Genomic DNA, 16,033 nt, shown 5'->3' on the forward strand with positions numbered 1-16,033 from the left:
CATGGCGACCACGATGGCAGATCCGAACGAGCAAGAGGGCATCGTCCTCACCGAGGCGCAGCTGCGCAGCCGCCGTCGCCGCTCGATCGCGATTGCGCTCGCGCTCGGCGTGCTGGTGGTGCTGTTCTTCGCGGTGACCATGGTGAAGGGTCCCGCGGTGCTGAATCGGCCGATGTAGAGACGTGATGCAGGACGGGACGAAGCAGACCGCGATGGAGACAACCGACCAGATCGTTTCGGCGACCGCGCCGGCCGCGCCGCGCCGCGGCCTCAGCCGCGATGCGCTGGTCGGCGGCATCTGCGGCGCCGTCGTGGTGCTGATGGTCGGCGCGTCCTATGCCGCCGTGCCGTTCTACAACTGGTTCTGCCGCGCCACCGGCTTCAACGGCACCACGCAGGTCGCGACATCAGCGCCATCCTCGGCGCCGCTGGCGCGCCGGATCTCCGTGCGCTTCGACTCCAATGTCGCCGGCGGTTTGCCCTGGAAGTTCGAGCCGGAGAAGACCGAGATCGAGGTCGCGATCGGCGAGGTGGTCACGGTCTACTACACGGTCACCAACCAGTCGGCGCGCACCACCATGGCGCAGGCGGCCTACAATGTGTCGCCGCTGACATCGGGCGCCTACTTCCAGAAGATCAACTGCTTCTGCTTTACCGAGCAGACCATGGCGCCGGGCGAGACCCGCGAGATGCCGGTGGTGTTCTACGTCGACCCGGCGATAACAGCCGATCACGAGAACGACAGTTTGAAGACGATCACGCTGTCTTACACCTTCTATCCCGTCCGCGACGCACCGAAGCCGGTCGCGGCGGGCGAGCCGGACAAACCGCGGGGCAGCCTATGACCGCGCGGACGTCCGATATTCGGGGACCATCGCCGTTGAACGACACCGTGCCGGCGCGACCGGCATCGATCTGGGGAGAGACTTGCCATGGCTGAGGCGCACGCCAAGCATCACGACTACCATCTCGTCGATCCGAGCCCTTGGCCGTTCGTCGGCTCGGTTTCGGCCTTCATCATGGCGTTCGGTGCGATCGGCTGGATGCACAAGATGTTCGGCGCCGCGCCGATCGTGTTCGGCATCGGCACCATCGGCGTGCTCTACACCATGGCGAGCTGGTGGGGCGACGTCATCAAGGAAGCGCAATACAAGGGCGACCACACCCGCGTGGTGCAGCTCCATCACCGCTACGGCATGATCCTGTTCATCGCCTCCGAGGTGATGTTCTTCGTCGCCTGGTTCTGGGCCTATTTCAATGCCGCGCTGTATCCGAACTTCGAGGTGCAGGCCACCCGCGAGGCCCTGTTCGGCGGCGTCTGGCCGCCCAAGGGCATCGAGACCTTCGATCCCTGGCACCTGCCGCTGCTCAACACGCTGATCCTGCTGACCTCGGGCACCACGGTGACCTGGGCGCACCACGCGCTGCTCGAGGGCGACCGCAAGGGCCTGAAATATGGCCTGATCCTCACCATCCTCCTGGGTGCCACCTTCACCTGCGTGCAGGCCTATGAGTACAGCCACGCAACGTTCTCGTTCGCCGGCCACGTCTACGGCTCGACCTTCTTCATGGCGACCGGCTTCCACGGCTTCCACGTCCTGGTCGGCACGATCTTCCTGACCGTCTGCCTGGCGCGCGCCTATGCCGGCCACTTCACGCCCAAGCAGCATCTCGGCTTCGAGTTCGCCGCCTGGTACTGGCACTTCGTCGACGTGGTCTGGCTGTTCCTGTTCATCTGCATCTACGTCTGGGGCCACGGCGCCGAGACGATGGCCCACGGCGCGCACTGAAGCCGGCGCGCACCGGTTCCGTCGAACGTGCTAAGAAGGGGCGGCCGTCGGGCCGCCCTTTCTCGTTGCAGCGGCGCCCGGCGGTTGATCGAAATGTGATCCGCTCTCGTCGCCTCCGGTTGTATCACCATGAGGCGTCGCGCGGCCGCCCAGGGGGCAAGACACCATGACCACCCATCCGCCCGTCACTTTGGCCCAGACCGTCCTGCGCGGGCTCGCCTGCCGCTGCCCACGCTGTGGCCAGGGCAAGCTGTTCGACGGCTTCCTCAACCTGCGCAAGCGCTGCGAAGCCTGCGATCTCGACTACGCCTTCATCGACACCGGCGACGGTCCGGCGATCTTCATCATGATGCTCGCCGGCGCCATCGTGGTTGGCGCCGCGCTGATCGTCGAGGTGAAGTATCAGCCGCCGTTCTGGGTCCATGCCGCGCTCTGGGGACCGCTGATCCTGGTGACGACGCTGCTGCCGTTGCGCGCGATGAAGTCGCTGCTGATCGCCCTGCAATTCCACCACAAGGCCGCCCCCGGCCGCCTGGTGGACAAGACGCCGCGATGAGCTGGCGCCTGCGCGTGCGAGTTGCACATCTGAGCGGCGCCGAAGGTGCGCTCCCTCCCCCCTTGTGGGGGAGGGCCGGGGAGGGGGGTAGCCCCAGTGGCAGTCTCTGTTGGGGCATCCCCACCCCCAACCCCTCCCCGCAAGGGGGAGGGGAGCGCACCGTTCGCTCCGGCAAAGCGTTCACCTCGCCGCGGACATCTCCGCAATGACGAGTGCGCCCAGCCGCAAAACGTCCTCCCGCGCCTTCGCCGCCTTCACCGTCGTCATGGTCGCGCTGTTCGCAGGCCTCGGCATCTGGCAATTGCAGCGCCGTGCGGAAAAGCACGCGCTGATCGCGGCGCTGACCGAGCGCGTCGCCACGTCGCCCGCACCGCTGCCGCCACAAGACGAATGGCGCAGCTTGACGCCCGAGCACGACGAATTCCGTCGCGTCAGCTTCACCGCCACTTACGCCAAGCTCCCCGATGCGATGGTCTACAGCGCCGGCTCTGCCGTGCGCGAGGACGTCTCGGGCCCCGGCACCTGGGCATTCCTGCCGGCGCGCCTGCCGTCCGGCGAGACCGTCGTGATCGACGCCGGCTTCGTCGCCAACACGATGCAGGAGCGCGCGGTGCAGGACCGCGCCACCGCCAAGCTCGTCACCGGCGAGCCCGTGACCCTGACCGGCTATCTGCGCTTTCCCGAGGCTGCCGGTTTGCTCACCGCCGCCGAGAGCCGCGAAAAGCGGCTGTGGTTCACGCGCGACCATCGCGCGATGGCCAAGACGCTCGGCTGGGGCGAGGTCGCGCCGTTCTACATCGATCTGGAATCGCCGGTGCCCGACAATGGCATTCCCAAGCCCGGCCCGCTGTCGCCGCATCTGCGCGACGAGCACATGCAATACGCGATCACGTGGTTCTCTCTGGCCGCCGCGTTGATCGTCGCGTTCGCGGTGTGGGCGCGGGGTCGGCGCGCAGCGAACCGATGAGCCCGTAGTCCGCGAAACGTCGCTTGACTTAGAGCGCACTCGAACCCGTAGCCTGCGTGGCGTCGTGAATGGAGATAGGGGCGCATGAAGATCGGCGAACTGGCCAGGCAGTCGGGGCTGACGCCCCATACGATCCGCTACTACGAGCGGATCGGGCTGCTGCCCAGGGCCGATCGCGATCATGCCCGCCAGCGGGACTACGACGCATCGATCCTGACCTGGATCGAATTCCTCGGCCGTCTCAAGGCCACGGGAATGCCGATCCGGGACATGCTGCGCTACGCCGAGCTGCGTGCGGGCGGCGCTGCTACGGAGCCGGAACGACGCCGGCTCCTGGAGCGGCATCGCGACGCGGTCCGGGCGCGTGTCGCCAGCCTGCAGGACTGCCTTCTCGTTCTCGACGGCAAGATCGCCGGCTATGCCGGCAGCAGCGAGAGGACGAACGATGATGACGCGATCCACGCCCAACCAGGCCACGACGACGAGCCCGATGCCATCCAGCGCCAACAACGATCAGGATCGGCTGGCGCGCGGCCGGCGCGCGCTCGATAGCATCGACGGCGAGGCCGGCCGCAATGTGATCGCGGCGCTCGCCGACATCGCGCCGGATTTCGCGACCTACGTGATCGAGTTTCCGTTCGGCGACATCTATTCGCGCCCCGGCCTCGATCTGCGCAGCCGCGAGATCGCGACCATCGCAGCGCTGACCGCGCTCGGCAATGCCAGCCCGCAGCTCAAGGTGCACCTCCATGCGGGCCTCAATGTCGGCCTCAGCCGGGCGGAAATCACCGAGGTGATCATGCAGATGGCGGTCTATGCCGGCTTTCCCGCCGCGCTCAATGGATTGTTCGCGGCCAAGGCGGTGTTCGCGGAAGCGGACGCGAAGCCCGCATGAATTCGGGCGCCCGCGGTGAGCACAGTCATGACGATGGCTGTGTGTTCTCATCGCCTGCGGACGCGGCCAAGGCCAGTGCGGCGATCGCATCCGCGATGGCCGCACGCATGTCGGGGGCCGCGATGCGACCATCTGCGGTCATTGCCGTCGGCGGCACCGGTACGGCGACGCAAGCCTCATCGACGATCGTCGCGCCCGCGCGCTCCAGCACCCTGCGCAGGTCGGCATGGGCGTCGTGCGCGCCACCATGGGCCGAGCAGTTGATCCAGCCGATCGGCCGTCGATAGAGGCTGCCGGCACTGACGGTCCAATCGATCATGTTCTTGAAGCTGCCCGGCAGCGAGCCCGCATATTCCGGGGTCGACAGCATGACGGCGCGGGCGTCGCCGAGCAGCTTGCGCAAGCGAATGACCGGCTCGGGCAAGGGATCGCAATCGTGGTCGGGATTGAAGTGCGGCAGCTCGCTCAGCCCGACGTAGATCGCCGGCGTGACATCCGCTGGCGCCAGCTCGGCCGCGGCGACGATCGCTGCACGGCAGGCCGAGCGGGCGCGCAGGCTGCCGCTGATCAGAACGATGAGCGATGTGTCCTGCTGCATCTCGGTCGACATCATCACGGCGTGCTCCGCTGGCGAACGAAGCGCTCGTTCTTGCAGCCCGCGCACTATGGCGGCCAGGCGCCCCGGGATTTCAAATCAAATCACGCGTGAATCAGCCGGGCTCGCCCGGACACCCGGACCGGCGCGCCTGGAGGGCCGTCGAGATCGACCTGCAGGCAGCAGGGCACGCCCATGTCCTCGCCCTGGCGGATCACGATCGGCCGCTCGGTCGCCCAGGCGAGCTCGCGCAGATAGCCGGCCAGCGCCGCGGCCGCCGCGCCCGTCGCCGGGTCCTCGTAGACCCCGCCGAACGGAAACGGGTTGCGGGCGTGAAACAGCTGCGGCGTCTCGGCGTGTACGAGGGCGAAGGTGCAGAAGCGCTCACGCTGTGCCAGCACCTGGCCTCGAGCGAAGTCGTAGCTGATGGCAGCCAGGCGGCTGCGGTCGCGCAGGGCAATCACTGGATGATCCATGCCGGCGTGAGCGATCACCGGCGGGATCCGCTCGTCGAGTTCGTCTTGCGACAGCCCGAACAGCGTCAGGATCTTGTCGAGCGCCGCAGATGGCAGGGCCCGGGTCAGCGTCGGCGGCGATCGAAACGCCGCGCTCCAGTCGGTCGCCGAATGATGCCCGTCGACAGTGATTTCGGCATGGTTGAGCGTCAGTGCGAACGTGCCGGAGCGCTCGTGCCTCGCCAGCGCCGCGCCGAGCGCAATCGTCGCGTGGCCGCAGAAATCCACCTCGGCCTGCGGCGCGAAATAGCGCACCCGCCATTTGTCGCCGATGGGCGCCGCGAACGCCGTCTCCGAATAGCCGATCTCCGCCGCCGTCGCCTGCATGGTGGCGGCCTCGGGCAGCGCCTCGCAGATGACGACCCCGGCCGGATTGCCGCCGCGTGGGCCGTCGGTGAAGGCTGCGATGTGCTGGATGATCATGGAGGTCTCGCGCTCGATCTCTGTGTTGGCGATGCTAGGCTTTCAGCGCTCGCAAGTGAAGATGTACAAGACGTGACTCCACGCACCGCTGTCGTCCCTGCGAACGCAGGGACCCATACCGCGGAATCTATCGGTGAAGCGCAACTGCCAGTCGTCGTCCCACCGAAGCCGGTGGTTATGGGTCCCTGCGTTCGCAGGGACGACGGCGGAATGTGACGCGGCTTCCCTGTGTCGTCGGTGCGATGGTCTCCCGCGTTCGACCGCGGTCTACACGGATCGGCCCGCCCTCACATACGCCCGCTCGCCGGTCCGCGGATGAAACCACACGTCCAGCGTCTCGCCGCTGGTGGGATCGACGAAGCGCTCCTCGGTCTTGATCCAGTCCGGGCCTGGCGGCGCCGCCAGCGCATCGCGCTTGTAGCCTCCCTGGCGGAAGACGAACCACACCAGGACGACCGCTGATATGACCGCGAGCCAGAGCACGAGATCGATCACGGCGCGGGTTCGATGACGGCGGCGGTGCCATAGGCGACGATCTCGCTCATGGTCTGGCCGATCTCGGCGCTATCGAAACGCATCATCAGAATGGCGTTGGCGCCCATCGACGTGGCGTTGGAGACGAGCCGGTCGAGCGCATGGCGCCGCGCCTCCTCCAGCATCTGCGTGTACTCGTGGATCTCGCCGCCGACGATCGAGCGCAGGCTGGCCACCAGATTGCCCCCGAGCCCGCGGCTGCGCACCACCACCCCAAAACACTGCCCCAGCATCCGCACCGTGCGGTGGCCGGTCACGTTTTCCGTCGTTACGACGATCATGGAAGGCTCCTGTTGTGGTCCTATTTGGTCCGAGCGAGCGCTCCTGAGGTTCGAAGTCGCCAAGGTCCGGGCGAGTCCTAACGTTCCGTTGTCGCCCTCCCTCGGCCAAATTCATCGAATCTTACCCCCAGATAGGCTCTGATGATGCGGTGGGGTACCGAGCGTCCGCGTGGGCAGTATCGTCGGGTGAAATCGTGCGCTTTCGAATCTTGCTGAACGGCAAGGACTTCGTTGTTCTGATGGATGGGAAGCCGACCAGGTGCGGCTTCTTCACGACGTGTGTCCTGAATGCGCCGACAGCGGACGTGGCAACCGAACGAGCGATCCGCCGTGTCATGGCCGATCATCGCTGGCGTGATCCTGGTCGAGTTGGAACGGTCGCCGTCCAAGACGTGTATCCGGTCGGTTGGTTCTATCGACGCTTCAATCCGCCATTCGGATACACATTCTATCTCCCAGACGATTCTGGTGGTTGATGTGAAGAGGCCCGTGCTGCGCTCAAGCGGGGCGCGGCATCGAGGTGGCGGCCCTCAAGATCCTGATCCGAGTCGCCCGACGGGCTGTTCGCGGCAGCATGCGCGCGCGCCGGAAGATCGGCATTCGGTTGCGCCGAGAGACTAATTTCGTGAGCCCGCGCAACACGATCACCCGTGTAGTATGGTCTCACGGACATTTTTCTATTTCATTTTTTCCGAAATCATGCTTGTCTATCGCCATCCCGCCTCGTTGCGAGGGGCGTACGCGTCGTCACGGACGTGAGGTGGGGTGCGATGGACGGGTCGGCTGCAACTGACGAGTGCGGCCGGCACGGACGGTGAAGTCGCGTGGTCCTGATACCCCGACGCTGGTATCAAGTTGGCGCTGGTGCCCATGCATCGCGTCGATGACGGTGGCCAAAAAGCCCGGTGCACCGAGGAGATCGCGTATAAGTCGTAAGCCATCGCGCAGGGAAGGCCGGGTCGCTCTGGCTGAACCTGTGGTTCCTGCCCCGTGCATTCTTGTTCGCACGGGGGCCGCGGGTGCCAGCCGGCATCCGGTCTTCCCTGCGCCCTCCGATTCGGAGGGAGGTATGCTTGCAAAGCTCGGGCGCTCATCGCGCCGCGAGAACGCTTCTCCACGCACCGCCGTCATTCCGGGGCGCCCGCAGGGCGAGCCCGGAATCCATACTCCCGGTCGTGGTTATGGATTCCGGGCTCGCGCTCCGCGCGCCCCGGAATGACGAGGTGGAGAGATCGTGCCGATATCCCATGGTTCGTTCGCGTGTTCGAAGTACCCGGCCGGAAGCCGACGGCACCGCCGTCATCCCCGCGCAGGCGGGGATCCGGGACGCCGCGGCGGTGCGGTCGACCGCGGCCGCCGCGGCGTACGGGATCGCCCGGTTGAACCGGGGATGAAAGCGGTGGGGCGGATGGTCCGCTGGAGCGGCCCGGGTCAGCCGTTGCGACCCAAGTCTCGTAACCGATGCCCCCTGACCCATGCTCCGTAACGCCGCCGTAACCCCTCCTCGCGACCATCCCGGCGGCAACAACCGGTTTCGCAACAAGGTCAAAACCATTATGGTGCCGGACCATGTTGCCGCCGGGCGGTTCCGATTTCGAATTCAATCAACGGGTTATGGCCTGGTGACGCAGGTCAGGAGAGCGGTTTGACGCGCTATGTTTCGACCCGCGGGGAAGCCCCCGCGCTCACCTTCTGCGATGTGATGCTGACCGGGCTCGCCCGTGACGGCGGCCTGTACGTGCCCGAGACCTGGCCGCAGCTGACGCCCGCGACGATCGCGTCGTTTTTCGGCCGGCCCTATTGGGAGGTCGCCGTCGAGGTCATCAAGCCGTTCGTCGCCGGCGAGATTTCCGACGAAGAACTCGGCCGCATGGCCAACGAGGCCTATGCGACGTTCCGTCACCCCGCCGTGGTGCCGCTCGACCAGATCGCGCCGCATCAGTTCGTGCTGGAGCTGTTCCACGGCCCGACCTTGGCGTTCAAGGACGTGGCGATGCAGCTGATCTCGCGGCTGATGGACCACGTGCTGGCCAAGCGCGGCGAGCGCACCACCATCGTCGTGGCGACATCAGGCGATACGGGTGGCGCGGCGGTCGAGGCCTTCGCCGGCCGCGACAATGCCGACCTCATCGTGCTGTTCCCGCATGGCCGCATCTCCGAGGTGCAGCGGCGGATGATGACGACGTCGGGCGCGGCCAACGTCCATGCGCTGGCGATCGAAGGTCATTTCGATGACTGCCAGGCGATCGTGAAGGGCCTGTTCAACCATCACGGCTTCCGCGATTCGGTCAGGCTGTCGGGCGTCAACTCGATCAACTGGGCGCGCGTCGTCGCCCAGGTGGTCTACTACTTCACCTCGGCGGTCGCGATCGGGGCACCCCACCGCGCCGTCGACTTCACCGTGCCCACCGGCAATTTCGGCGACGTCTTCGCCGGCTATGTCGCCAAGCGCATGGGCCTGCCGGTGCGCACGTTGCGCGTCGCGACCAACGTCAACGACATCCTCGCCCGGACGCTGACGACCGGCATCTACGAGGTGCGCGAAGTGCATGCGACGGCTTCGCCCTCGATGGACATCCAGGTGTCGTCGAATTTCGAGCGGCTGTTGTTCGAAGCCGGCGGCCGCGACGCCGGCACCGTGCGGCGGCTGATGGACAGCCTCAAGCAGTCCGGCCGCTTCGTGCTGCCGGATGCCATGCTGGCGGCGATCCGCGCCGATTTCGACGCCGGCCGCGCCGACGAGACCGAGACGGCGGCGGCGATCCGCGCCGCCTTCCGCGAGGCCGGCGATCTCGTCGATCCGCACACGGCGGTGGCGCTGGCGGTGGCCGATCGCGACGGCACCGATTTGTCGGTGCCGAACATCGTTCTGTCGACCGCGCATCCCGCCAAATTCCCCGATGCGGTCGAGGCCGCCTGCGGGATGCGGCCGCATTTGCCGGTGTGGCTCGAAGGGCTGATGAGCAGGCGCGAGGACATCAGGATCATGCGGAACGACCAGGCCGAGGTGGAGAAGTTCATCCGCTCGGTCAGCCGGGCCGCCAAGCAGGGAATTGCATGATGGGCGTGGAAGTCACCAAGCTGCCGACGGGGTTGACGGTCGTCACCGACACGATGCCGCATCTGGAGACGGCGGCGCTCGGGGTCTGGGCCGGCGTCGGCGGCCGCGACGAGAAGCCGGACGAGCACGGCATCTCGCATCTGCTCGAGCACATGGCGTTCAAGGGCACGACCACGCGCAGCGCCCGCGAGATCGTCGAGACCGTCGAAGCCGTCGGCGGCGATCTCAATGCCGGCACCTCGACCGAGACCACGGCCTATTACGCCCGCGTGCTGAAGGCCGACGTGCCGATGGCGCTCGACGTGCTCTCCGACATTCTCGCCAATCCGTCCTTCGTGCCGGAGGAGCTGGAGCGCGAGAAGAACGTGATCGTGCAGGAGATCGGCGCGGCACAGGATACGCCCGACGACGTCGTGTTCGAGCACCTCAACGAGCTGTGCTTTCCGGACCAGCCGATGGGCCGCTCGCTGCTCGGCACCGCCAAGACGCTCGAGGCGTTCGATCGCGACAAGCTGCACGGCTATCTGTCGACGCACTACCGCGGCCCCGACATGGTGGTCGCCGCGGCCGGCGCCGTCGATCATCAGCGCGTGGTCGAAGACGTGATGAAACGATTTGCCAGCTTCAATGGCGGCCCGGCGCCGAAGCCGCTGCCGGCGGCATTCGGCAAGGGCGGCTCGCGCGTCGTGCATCGCGATCTCGAGCAGGCGCATCTGACGCTCGCGCTCGAAGGCGTGCCGCAGGCCGACCCGTCGCTGTTCTCGCTGCAGGTGTTCACCAACATCCTCGGCGGCGGCATGTCGTCCCGGCTGTTTCAGGAGGTGCGCGAAAACCGGGGGCTCTGCTACTCCGTCTACACGTTCCACGCGCCCTATAGCGACACGGGATTCTTCGGCCTCTACACCGGGACCGATCCCGCCGACGCGCCCGAGATGATGGAGGTCGTGGTCGACATCATCGGCAATGCGGTGGAGACCTTGAGCGAGGCCGAGGTCGCCCGCGCCAAGGCGCAGATGAAGGCCGGGCTCTTGATGGCGCTCGAGAGCTGCAGTGCCCGTGCCGAGCAATTGGCGCGGCATATCCTGGCCTATGGCCGGCCGCAGACGTTGCAGGAGATGGTCGCCAAGATCGAGGCGGTCAGCGTCGAGAGCACGCGCGATGCGGCGCGGGCGCTGCTCGCACGCAGCAAGCCGGCGGTCGTCGCGCTCGGCACCGGCAGGGGTCTGGACACGGCGGTCACTTTCGCCGAAGGTCTGACCGGTTCGAGATCGAAAGCCCAACTGCACTGAACGTGGTGCGGCTCGGTGCGGTCCGCGCATTGCAATCCGCCAGCGCTCGGCATCGGAGATCTGGGGTGGGTCGGAGCAGGCTTCGACCCGGAAAGAGCAGGGGGAGCATCACAGATGGCCCTGTTTCGCTTGCCATCCAACGGACCGGCTGCGCTGGCTCCGCGCGGCCAGGGCCTGCTGTTGCGCGCGCCGCAGATGGCCGATTATGCGCAATGGGCGCGGCTGCGCGAGATCAGCCGCGACTATCTCACGCCCTGGGAGCCGATCTGGCCATCCGATGACCTGACGCGCTCGGGCTTCCGCCGCCGGCTGCGCCGCTATGCCGAGGACATCTCGGCCGACCGCTCCTATCCGTTCATCGTCTTCCGCGAGCAGGACGGCGCCATGCTCGGCGGCATCACGCTCGCCAATGTCCGCCGCGGCATCGTTCAGGCCGGCACCATCGGCTATTGGATGGGGCAGCCGTTCGCGCATCATGGCTACATGACGGCGGCGCTGCGGCTGCTGCTGCCGACCCTGTTCGGCGAGCTCAATCTGCACCGGGTCGAGGCGGCCTGCATCCCGACCAATACGCCGTCGATTCGCGTGCTGGAGAAATGCGGCTTCACCCGCGAGGGCCTGGCGCGTCGCTACCTCTGCATCAACGGGGTCTGGCAGGACCATTACCTCTACGGCCTGTTGCACGAGGATTTCCGGGGGTAGCAATCGTGATCGGGATCGCCGCGGGAGAGGCCGATCGGGGCTGGTTCCGGCCTCTGAAATGGGTATAGACGCCTGGGCTGGGCGACCGAGTTGCCGGGGATATCAGACGATGCGAGAGACGAGCGTGATCAGGGCTGGAACGTTGGCAGCCGTGCTGCTGGCCTTGGGAGCCGCCGGCGCGGCGCCGCCGGCAGCCGCCCAATCGCTGACCGACCGCTTCAAGAGCCTGTTCGGCGGCGGCTCCGACAACAAGGGGCAGGAGAACCTGCCCGCCAGCGGCGGACCGCCGGTCGATCCGACCGAGGGCCTGACCTGTCCGCCGGTCAACATTCGCGCCGGCGCCTCGACCTACGCCGTGGCCGCGCCCGGCAAGCAGGCCGTTGGCAACGACGTCCGGTTCCAGGCGTCGATCACCAAGACCGCGCGCGAATGCAGTCTCAACGGGGCCGAAATCACCGCCAAGATCGGCATCCAGGGCCGCATCGTTGCCGGCCCCGCGGGCGCGCCGGCGAGCGTCGACATTCCGATGCGCATCGCCGTGGTCCAAGGCGGCATCGGCGAGAAGGTGATCGCGACCAAGTCGTATCGCACCACGGTGCAGATGACCGAGGACGGCAGCGTGCCGTTCACGATCGTCGCCGAGGACATGGTCTATCCGGTGCCGCCGCCCGGCGCCAATGCCGACAATTACGTCTTCTACATCGGCTTCGACCCGCAGGCGCTGACCCCAGAGCGGCCGCACGGCAAGAAGCGGCGGTGACGATTGCCGTGGCGCGAGGCGCTCGCCGGAGAGCGTGAATAGCAAAAGGCTGGTGCGATGGGATCGCACCGGCCTTTTGAAGTTGATGGATGGAGACGGACTGCCGCTCAGTTCAGCTTGCGGCCGACTTCCGCGATGCCTTTGGCGACGAGGTCTTCGCCAAGAGCGCCCTTGACCGACTGCGACAGCACGGTCGCGGCGGCCTGGACGGCGGCCTCCGCCGCAGCGGACCTGACGTCGGCGAGAGCCTGGGCCTCGGCGAGGGCGATCTTGCCCTCGGCGGCCTTGGTGCGACGGGCGACAAAGTCTTCCATCTTGGCCTTGGCCTCCGCCGCGATGCGCTCGGCTTCCGCCTTCGCGCTGGTGACGATCTCCTCGGCCTCGTGTTCGGCGCTGGCGCGGCGGGACTTGTAATCGGCGAGCACTTTGGCCGCCTCTTCCTTGAGCCGCTTGGCCTCCGCCAGCTCGGATCTGATGCGCTCGGATCGATTGTCGAGCGCCTTCAGGACCGTGCGATGGACACCGAGATAGGCGAACAGGCCCATCAGGATCACGAAGGCAATCGCAACCCAGGTTTCCGGATCAGCGAGCAAATGCATCAGGCTGTTCCCTTCAACGATGCATCGACCGCAGCCTCGACCGTCTTGGCCGCGGGGGCCTTGCCGGTGAGCTGCTTCACGATCGCGCTGGCTGCGTCTGCGGCGATGCCGCGGACATTGCTCATTGCGGTCGTGCGCGTGGTGGCGATGGACTTCTCAGCCGCCGCGAGCTTGGCCGCGAGGCTGTCTTCCAGCGCCTTGCGCTCGGCGTCCGAAGAAGCCGCGAGCTTCTCGCGGGTCTCCGCTCCGATCGCCTGGGCACGGGCACGAGCCGTCGCCAGCTCGCTCTCATACGCCTTCATCGCGGCTTCGGATTCATCCTTCAGCCGTTGCGCTTCAGCCAGATCGCCGTCGATCGACTTCTGGCGGGCGTCGATGACTGCCCCGACCTTCGGCAGCGCCATACGCGAAACGATCACGTACAGCGCCACGAAGGCGATCACCAGGGAGACGATCTGGGAGGGAAAGGTTTCCTTCTGGAAGGGAGGGAAACCATGCCCGCCATCGGCCTCAGTATGGGCGCTTGCGGTGCCCTTGGCCTCGCCGCCCTTGGCCTCGCCATGACTTTCAGCCACGGGCTTCTCCTGTCCGGCTCAGGCCGTCTTAGACGGCGTACAGCAGGAGCAGGGCGATCAGCAGCGAGAAGATGCCGAGCGCTTCGGTCACCGCGAAGCCGAAAATCAGGTTGCCGAACTGGCCCTGAGCGGCCGACGGATTGCGCAGAGCGGCCGACAGGTAGTTGCCGAAGATGATGCCGATGCCGGCACCCGCGCCACCCATGCCGATGCAGGCAATGCCCGCGCCAATGTACTTCGCTGCAACCGGATCCATGAAACGAACTCCTTTGAGGGGTTTGGTAGAGAGGGCCGGATCAGTGGCCCGGATGGATAGCATCGTTGAGATAGATGCAGGTGAGGATCGTGAAGACGTAGGCCTGGAGGAACGCGACCATCAGCTCGAGGCCGGTCAGCGCGACCGTGAGGCCGAGCGGCAGCAGCGCGCCGACCTTGCCGACGAAGCCGAGCGCGCCGAGCATGGTCACGAAGCTCGCGAACACCTTCAGGGTGACGTGGCCGGCCAGCATGTTGGCGAACAGACGGACGCTGTGCGAGATCGGGCGGGAGAAGAAGGAGATGATTTCGATCACGACCACCAGCGGCAGGATCACCGCGGGGATGCCGGACGGCACGAACAGCTTAAAGAACTTCAGGCCGTTCTTGTAGAAGCCGTAGATGATGACCGTCAGGAACACCAAGAGCGCCAGCGAGAAGGTGACGATGATGTGGCTGGCGACGGTGAAGGTGTAGGGGATGATGCCGACGATGTTCGAGACGAAGATGAACATGAACAGCGAGAACACCAGCGGGAAGAACGTCATGCCGTGCGAGCCGGCGCTGGTTCTGATGGTGTTGGCGACGAATTCGTAGGACAGCTCGACCACCGACTGGAACCGGCCCGGCACGAGCGCGCGCCCGGCGGCCATCATCATGACGGCGATCAGCACGACCGCGAGCAGCATGTACGCGGACGAGTTGGTGAAGGTGATCTCCTGATTGCCGATATGGCCGATCGTGAAGATCTTGTTGAGGTGGAATTGATGGATCGGATCGATCATCCGCGTGGCGTCTCATTGTTCACCGGCCACGCCGGCGCTTTGCAATTCACTCGTTGGTCTTCCGCGCCGAGGTCTTCCGCGCATGTCTCACTGGCGGGGCCTGTCGGGAGCTATGCCTGCGGATCTCACCACGTTCAACACGCCGGCGGCGAAGCCGAGCAGGAAAAACACGATGAATCCGAAGGGCGATGTCGACAGCAAGCGGTCGAAGCCCCATCCAAGCACCGCGCCGACGAGGACACCGGCAATCAACTCGGACGACAGTCGCAGGCCACGCGCCATGGCCGAAGCCCTGGCTGCAGTGTCACCGCTGCCGATTCCAGGTTGATCAGTCCCGATCGAGCGGCCGTCGCGAATTTCGGACAACCGTTGGTCGAGACTTCCGAGCCTTGCGGAAAGCGCAACCTCATCGGGCGACTTGTCGCGATCCTTGTGTCCGCTGCTCTCGTTCGTGTCATCCGCCATGTGCCATCCGCCACGTGTGGAGACCCGACCCGGCCGCGAGTTTCAGGAATTAGCGCCCCATCGCCCTTTAAAGCCGGGCGGACCATACTGACCGCATCCCCCCAAGTCAAGATTGCGTGTTGAACTGTTAGATGCCTGAATTTACACGTTTTCTCGGCTTTTTCGTCAGATCGGTCGCGCGTGTCACCGCGCCGCATCAACAGTGTTGTGTGCGGCTGCGATCTTGCACCTGTCAATGCCCTCTGATCCGATGTCGCTGACCTCCGACCGGCACGGGAACCCGCATGTCGCGCCAGATCGATTACTATTTCTCGCTGCAGTCGCCATGGGCCTATATCGGCCACCGGCTGTTCCGCGACATCGCCGCGCGCCACGGCGCGACCGTCAACCTCAAGCCGGTCATGCTGGTGGATCTGTTCGCCGAGACCGGCGGGCTTCCGCTGGCCAAGCGCCATCCGGCGCGGCAGCGCTATCGCATCGTCGAGCTGAAGCGGTGGCGCGACAAGCGCGGTCTCGATTTCCACATCCAGCCGAGCAACTGGCCCTTCAACGCCCGGCTCGCCGACGGCGTCGTCATCGCGGCGCAGCAGGCCGGCCTCGATCCGGAGCCCTATCTGCAGCGCGCCTTCCCGGCCATCTGGGAGCAGCAGCTCAACCTTGCGCATGCCGAGGTGATCGCCGGCTTGGCCGATGCAGCCGGGCTGCCCGGCCGCGATCTCGTGACGCAGGCGGCGACGGACGTGGTCGGGGCGGCCTACGAGCAGAACCGGCAGGACGCGATCGCGGCCGACGTGTTCGGCTCGCCGGCCTATGTGCTGGACGGCGAGATCTTCTGGGGGCAGGACCGGCTCGAGCTGCTGGCGGACGCGTTGAAATCCGGTCGCTCCGCCTATACGTGCGAAACATAGGTGCGGCCTGTGGCAGGGGATCGCACCTGAGGCAACGTCATGGCCGCGACACAATGTCGGCGTGCATGGCGGCGGTTG

At 66.3% G+C, this 16,033-nt stretch carries 21 protein-coding genes; 12 read left to right on the forward strand and 9 right to left on the reverse strand.

Translation table 11 applies throughout. The features are described from left to right. Window position 1: 1 nt before the first annotated feature. The 7 genes from ACQR13_RS17770 (at window position 2) to ACQR13_RS17800 (ending at window position 4,208) form a co-directional block, all read left to right on the forward strand. A complete protein-coding gene (locus ACQR13_RS17770) occupies window positions 2-178 on the forward strand; it encodes a CoxF protein (RefSeq protein WP_315717922.1) in 177 nt (58 codons plus the stop codon). 7 nt (window positions 179-185) lie between these two features. Beyond that, window positions 186-845: a cytochrome c oxidase assembly protein gene (locus ACQR13_RS17775; protein ID WP_409998642.1), complete on the forward strand. Its 660-nt coding sequence runs from the start codon at window positions 186-188 to the stop codon at window positions 843-845. A gap of 87 nt (window positions 846-932) precedes the next feature. After that, entirely contained in the window at window positions 933-1,790 is an 858-nt protein-coding gene (locus tag ACQR13_RS17780) for a cytochrome c oxidase subunit 3 (protein ID WP_315717921.1), read from the forward strand. A 166-nt stretch (window positions 1,791-1,956) separates the two neighbouring features. Then, window positions 1,957-2,346 (forward strand): DUF983 domain-containing protein, encoded by a 390-nt coding sequence (locus ACQR13_RS17785; RefSeq protein ID WP_315717920.1) that lies wholly within the window; start codon window positions 1,957-1,959, stop codon window positions 2,344-2,346. 205 nt (window positions 2,347-2,551) lie between these two features. Continuing rightward, the gene (locus ACQR13_RS17790) at window positions 2,552-3,313 is read left to right on the forward strand and encodes an SURF1 family protein (protein WP_315751291.1); all 762 of its coding nucleotides are present in this window, start codon (window positions 2,552-2,554) and stop codon (window positions 3,311-3,313) included. An 84-nt stretch (window positions 3,314-3,397) separates the two neighbouring features. Continuing rightward, complete coding sequence (locus ACQR13_RS17795; RefSeq protein ID WP_315751293.1) at window positions 3,398-3,865, forward strand: MerR family transcriptional regulator; 468 nt, start codon at window positions 3,398-3,400, stop codon at window positions 3,863-3,865. Further along, the gene (locus ACQR13_RS17800; RefSeq protein WP_315751295.1) at window positions 3,804-4,208 is read left to right on the forward strand and encodes a carboxymuconolactone decarboxylase family protein; all 405 of its coding nucleotides are present in this window, start codon (window positions 3,804-3,806) and stop codon (window positions 4,206-4,208) included. Before ACQR13_RS17795 ends, ACQR13_RS17800 begins: the two co-directional genes overlap by 62 nt. 25 nt (window positions 4,209-4,233) lie before the next feature. On the opposite strand, the gene ACQR13_RS17805 is transcribed toward ACQR13_RS17800, so the two are convergent. The 4 genes from ACQR13_RS17805 to ACQR13_RS17820 all read right to left on the reverse strand — a co-directional run bounded on the left by ACQR13_RS17805 (window position 4,234) and on the right by ACQR13_RS17820 (window position 6,556). Next, complete coding sequence (locus tag ACQR13_RS17805) at window positions 4,234-4,821, reverse strand: NADPH-dependent FMN reductase (protein ID WP_315828026.1); 588 nt, start codon at window positions 4,819-4,821, stop codon at window positions 4,234-4,236. An 86-nt stretch (window positions 4,822-4,907) separates the two neighbouring features. Further along, on the reverse strand, window positions 4,908-5,741 hold the full coding sequence (locus tag ACQR13_RS17810; RefSeq protein WP_315751522.1) for a PhzF family phenazine biosynthesis protein: 834 nt from the start codon (window positions 5,739-5,741) through the stop codon (window positions 4,908-4,910). 267 nt (window positions 5,742-6,008) lie between these two features. After that, on the reverse strand, window positions 6,009-6,236 hold the full coding sequence (locus ACQR13_RS17815; RefSeq protein ID WP_315717916.1) for a hypothetical protein: 228 nt from the start codon (window positions 6,234-6,236) through the stop codon (window positions 6,009-6,011). Then, on the reverse strand, window positions 6,233-6,556 hold the full coding sequence (locus ACQR13_RS17820) for a heavy metal-binding domain-containing protein (protein ID WP_315717915.1): 324 nt from the start codon (window positions 6,554-6,556) through the stop codon (window positions 6,233-6,235). Before ACQR13_RS17820 ends, ACQR13_RS17815 begins: the two co-directional genes overlap by 4 nt. A gap of 1,645 nt (window positions 6,557-8,201) precedes the next feature. Here ACQR13_RS17820 and thrC point away from each other — a divergent pair. The 4 genes from thrC to ACQR13_RS17840 all read left to right on the forward strand — a co-directional run bounded on the left by thrC (window position 8,202) and on the right by ACQR13_RS17840 (window position 12,368). After that, window positions 8,202-9,617 (forward strand): threonine synthase, encoded by a 1,416-nt coding sequence (gene thrC / locus ACQR13_RS17825; protein ID WP_315717913.1) that lies wholly within the window; start codon window positions 8,202-8,204, stop codon window positions 9,615-9,617. Beyond that, on the forward strand, window positions 9,617-10,906 hold the full coding sequence (locus ACQR13_RS17830; RefSeq protein ID WP_434863107.1) for a M16 family metallopeptidase: 1,290 nt from the start codon (window positions 9,617-9,619) through the stop codon (window positions 10,904-10,906). Before thrC ends, ACQR13_RS17830 begins: the two co-directional genes overlap by 1 nt. A gap of 114 nt (window positions 10,907-11,020) precedes the next feature. Next, entirely contained in the window at window positions 11,021-11,608 is a 588-nt protein-coding gene (locus tag ACQR13_RS17835) for a GNAT family N-acetyltransferase (RefSeq protein WP_315717912.1), read from the forward strand. Between the two features lie 142 nt (window positions 11,609-11,750). Further along, window positions 11,751-12,368, forward strand: coding sequence for a hypothetical protein (locus ACQR13_RS17840; protein ID WP_316165809.1), 618 nt, complete (start codon window positions 11,751-11,753; stop codon window positions 12,366-12,368). A gap of 107 nt (window positions 12,369-12,475) precedes the next feature. Here the strand turns inward: ACQR13_RS17840 and ACQR13_RS17845 are convergent, their stop codons facing one another. The 5 genes from ACQR13_RS17845 to ACQR13_RS17865 all read right to left on the reverse strand — a co-directional run bounded on the left by ACQR13_RS17845 (window position 12,476) and on the right by ACQR13_RS17865 (window position 15,047). Beyond that, complete coding sequence (locus ACQR13_RS17845) at window positions 12,476-12,967, reverse strand: F0F1 ATP synthase subunit B family protein (protein ID WP_434863038.1); 492 nt, start codon at window positions 12,965-12,967, stop codon at window positions 12,476-12,478. After that, window positions 12,967-13,542, reverse strand: a complete 576-nt coding sequence (locus ACQR13_RS17850; protein ID WP_434863039.1) for a F0F1 ATP synthase subunit B family protein — start codon at window positions 13,540-13,542, stop codon at window positions 12,967-12,969. The genes ACQR13_RS17845 and ACQR13_RS17850 overlap by 1 nt, the downstream gene beginning before the upstream one ends. A gap of 28 nt (window positions 13,543-13,570) precedes the next feature. Next, window positions 13,571-13,798, reverse strand: a complete 228-nt coding sequence (locus ACQR13_RS17855; protein WP_006615622.1) for a F0F1 ATP synthase subunit C — start codon at window positions 13,796-13,798, stop codon at window positions 13,571-13,573. Between the two features lie 40 nt (window positions 13,799-13,838). Next, entirely contained in the window at window positions 13,839-14,582 is a 744-nt protein-coding gene (locus ACQR13_RS17860) for a F0F1 ATP synthase subunit A (protein WP_315717909.1), read from the reverse strand. 87 nt (window positions 14,583-14,669) lie between these two features. Beyond that, window positions 14,670-15,047, reverse strand: a complete 378-nt coding sequence (locus ACQR13_RS17865; protein WP_315717908.1) for an AtpZ/AtpI family protein — start codon at window positions 15,045-15,047, stop codon at window positions 14,670-14,672. Between the two features lie 284 nt (window positions 15,048-15,331). Between ACQR13_RS17865 and ACQR13_RS17870 the strand changes: the two genes are divergently transcribed. Next, window positions 15,332-15,955, forward strand: a complete 624-nt coding sequence (locus ACQR13_RS17870) for a 2-hydroxychromene-2-carboxylate isomerase (protein ID WP_434863040.1) — start codon at window positions 15,332-15,334, stop codon at window positions 15,953-15,955. Window positions 15,956-16,033 lie beyond the last annotated feature (78 nt).

Source organism: Bradyrhizobium sp. HKCCYLRH3059 (assembly GCF_051168035.1).
Classification (GTDB): Bacteria; Pseudomonadota; Alphaproteobacteria; order Rhizobiales; family Xanthobacteraceae; genus Bradyrhizobium.